Source organism: Paenibacillus planticolens (genome assembly GCF_013141725.1).
In the GTDB taxonomy this organism is placed as follows: Bacteria; Bacillota; Bacilli; order Paenibacillales; family NBRC-103111; genus Paenibacillus_E; species Paenibacillus_E planticolens.
In genome coordinates, this window is sequence record NZ_WHNZ01000051.1 from 1 (window position 1) to 3,495 (window position 3,495).

The 3,495-nt window shown below is 38.3% G+C and carries 3 protein-coding genes; all 3 read left to right on the forward strand.

The features are described 5' to 3' along the window. The first annotated feature begins 659 nt into the window (after nucleotides 1–659). Genes GC097_RS23760 through cydS form a run of 3 tightly spaced genes read left to right on the forward strand, consistent with a single transcriptional unit; the run spans nucleotide 660 to nucleotide 3,166 of the window. A complete protein-coding gene (locus GC097_RS23760; protein WP_171685796.1) occupies nucleotides 660–2,000 on the forward strand; it encodes a cytochrome ubiquinol oxidase subunit I in 1,341 nt (446 codons plus the stop codon). Further along, nucleotides 1,997–3,025, forward strand: coding sequence for a cytochrome d ubiquinol oxidase subunit II (locus tag GC097_RS23765; protein WP_171685797.1), 1,029 nt, complete (start codon nucleotides 1,997–1,999; stop codon nucleotides 3,023–3,025). Before GC097_RS23760 ends, GC097_RS23765 begins: the two co-directional genes overlap by 4 nt. Further along, nucleotides 3,026–3,166 carry a cytochrome bd oxidase small subunit CydS family protein gene (gene cydS, locus GC097_RS35360; protein ID WP_376768419.1) on the forward strand — a complete coding sequence of 47 codons (141 nt, stop codon included), beginning with the start codon at nucleotides 3,026–3,028 and terminating at the stop codon, nucleotides 3,164–3,166. It abuts the gene before it with no gap. Nucleotides 3,167–3,495: the final 329 nt, after the last annotated feature.

The following is a 3,495-nucleotide window of genomic DNA, read 5'->3' on the forward strand; positions in this document are numbered from 1 at the left end:
GACAGTCAAAACCAGATGATCTAATCGATTGATGTTAATTCCAATCAACCCCTTTTGCGTTCTAACGATCTCTACATCGACAGGAAGCTGCAAGCTTTGATTCATGTATTTAATGGTGTAAAGTTGATTAGAAAGTCTTGAAATTTACAGCAAGTTGTTAAAAAAGCAGAAGGAAAGCTCAGGATCTGAGTCTTTCTTCTGCCTTTATATTTTAGAGTACTTTGAATTTTATGTTAGTCACCACTAAAGCTACCCCTATCCTTCTGAAATAACTAGAACCCTAAGATGCCAACAGCCAAAACAACTATCATTACTTTCATGAAGTTTATAGACCAGTGAAAGAAGCATTTCTCGACCAACCAAAAGAAAACAAGTGCCAATCCTACTTTCACCAAGAATTACTTCTGTTTCTTAACATTGCCCTTTTGCTGTGAAATATTAGTTGGCAATATATACATATTTTTCATGAAATCGATGATACTAAAGAAAATTCGAATATTGAAAGGATACTGTTGTGGAACGTTATCAAAAGCAGGAAAAAAAATTGATTATTCTATGCGTGGTCATTGCAGTTATCTTACTATTATCAATTTCTCATCATCTGTTATAGTCCTAGATGAGGAAGATTACCGCTGTGGTATAAAGGAGTTGCTGAATTCATGCTTGCTAATGATCCGGTTATTTACAGTCGTGCACTAATGTCTTTGACTTTTGTATTTCATATTATTTTCGCAACTATCGGGGTCGGAATTCCTGTTCTTATTGCCTTGGCAGAATGGATGGGCATATGTCGAAATGACTCACATTATACCTTGATGGCCCGAAGGTGGACACGTGGATATGTCATAACTGTAGCCGTTGGAGTTGTTTCAGGAACGGCTCTTGGCCTACAAATTAACCTTTTGTGGCCTAATTTTATGAGGATTGCTGGACAAGCTATCGGTTTACCTATGTTCATGGAAATATTCGCCTTTTTCTTTGAGGCCATTTTTCTTGGTATTTACATGTATACCTGGGATAGATTTAAACCCAAAATTCATTTTTTATTTATTATACCTGTAGTAATCGGCGCGTCATGCTCTGCACTGTTTATTACACTTGTTAATTCCTTTATGAATGCTCCGCAAGGATTTGAGATTGTTGATGGGATTATAGGTAACGTACAGCCTCTTAAGGCTATGTTTACTCCTGCAAGCCCTACAAAAGTCTCCCACGTATTAGTTTCGGCTTATCTTACGTCTGCTTTTATTATTGCAGGGAGCGCGGCGTATGCCCTATTAAAGGGAAAACGTCATATTTACTATAAGAAAGTATTGAATATGACGCTTTTCGCAGCACTTGTTTTTGCAATAGCCACCTTCTTGATTGGTGATTTGTCTGGGAAATATTTGGCGAAATATCAGCCAGAAAAGCTGGCAGCTGGGGAATGGCATTTTGAAACAATGTCACATGCACCTTTAATTGTAGGTGGTATTTTAACAGAAAAACACGAAGTTAAATATGGATGGAAAATCCCGTTTGCATTAAGCGTGCTTGCTCATGGAAACCCTAATAGGGAAGTAAAGGGGCTAAATGATTTTCCTGCGGATGAAATCCCACCACTTTGGATTCATTACACTTTTGATGCCATGGTTGGCATCGGTGGGTATCTAACCAGTATTCCTCTATTGTTTATTCTTGCTTTTTGGTTTCGAAAAGGGAATCCATACAACAAGCTGCTTCTTGCCGCGATTGTCATTGGAGGTCCTCTTGCTATGTTTGCAATTGAATATGGATGGGTATATGCGGAAGTAGGCAGACAGCCCTGGATTTTGCGTGGGTATATGAAGACACAGCAGGGTGCTACGACATCTGAACATGTTGGCTTATTTTTTGTCGTGTTTCTCGCCCTGTACGTGATCTTGGGGATTTCGTGCTTACGTGTTTTAATGAGAATGTTTAAAAACAATACTCCGGAAGATGAGCTTAAGTTACTAAATAAGGAGAGTGCTCTCAAGTGAATTTGGAAGTGGTGGGAATTACAGTCTTATGGACCTTTCTGTACGGGTATTTAATTGTAGCTTCCATTGATTTTGGGGCTGGTTTTTTTAGCTACTACAGTTACAGAACAAGGAAGGAACATGTGATTCAGAATATTATTAAACGATATTTATCTCCTGTGTGGGAGGTAACTAACGTCTTTCTCATTTTTTTCATTGTCGGGATCGTAGGCTTTTTCCCAGATACCGCATATTACTATGGAACAGCCTTATTAATTCCTGGTAGCGTAGCCATCATACTTCTTGCTATACGTGGTTCCTACTATGCGTTTAATACATATGGCATAAAGAGTAGAGAAATTTATGCATTCTTATACGGTGCAACTGGACTTCTGATTCCTGCTTCATTATCAACAGTGCTTACAATTTCAGAAGGTGGTTTTATTGAAATTCAGAATGGTAAGATCTTATTTCAATACAACAAGCTGTTTTTCAGTCTTTACTCATGGTCCGTTGTTTTACTTGCGATTGTTAGTGTCCTTTACATATCTGCCATGTTTTTAACATTTTACGCAGCCAAAGCAAATGACCTTCCAGCTATGGAAATTGTACGTAGATGGGCACTAATTTGGAGCGCACCGACGATCATTTGCAGTTTAATCGTTTTCTACTCGATTAACTTGCATAACCCCGAACATTATCAGCATATCACGGAGCTATCCTGGATGTTTGCATGTTCGTTTCTCTTCTTTCTGCTAGCTGTTTATTTCGTTTGGAAGAAAAAGAATTATGGGTTGTCCTTTATTTTCGTGATGGTTCAATTTGCATTTGCTTTTTACGGTTATGGGGCATCTCACTTACCATATCTACTTTACCCTTACTTATCTATGTATGAACATTTTACTAATCAGTCCATGGCAGTAGCCTTAATTATTGCATTTTTGACCGGACTATTGCTTCTAATTCCTTCACTTTTTCTTTTAATGAAACTGTTTTTATTTAATATCAGATATGTGCAGGGTCAGATGCACCCGAAAGGAGAATAGATGTTGGAATTCCTGTTAATTATGATTTTGCCGCCAATTATTGTTTTAGCCTCTCTTACGGTCGTTTTTAGCTGGGGGTGGATGGCTAAAGAAAGAGTTAGAGGTGACGAAAATTATGGGGAAGGAAGTGGTAAGACATAGAACGTCTAATGTTTGTGAAGCACATACAAAGTAAAGAGAACCACCGTCAAAATAGTTTTGTGTCTAACGACACAAATTTCCCAACATTAATGACACAAATTCCCCAACATATAAAAACTTATTTTACAACAGATATTATTCTTAATCCGGATAGATATTCCCAACAATCCTCCCGCCAAGACCAAGCAAAGTAGCGACCGGGTTCAACTTGCCGAAACCTCCGTTGCAACCATCCACTTGACCGTATATTGATATTGCCAACCAGCACACTCAGCACTAACTCGTCACTCCAACAACGAGAAAAAACGGTCTGTATTCGCATCTATTTC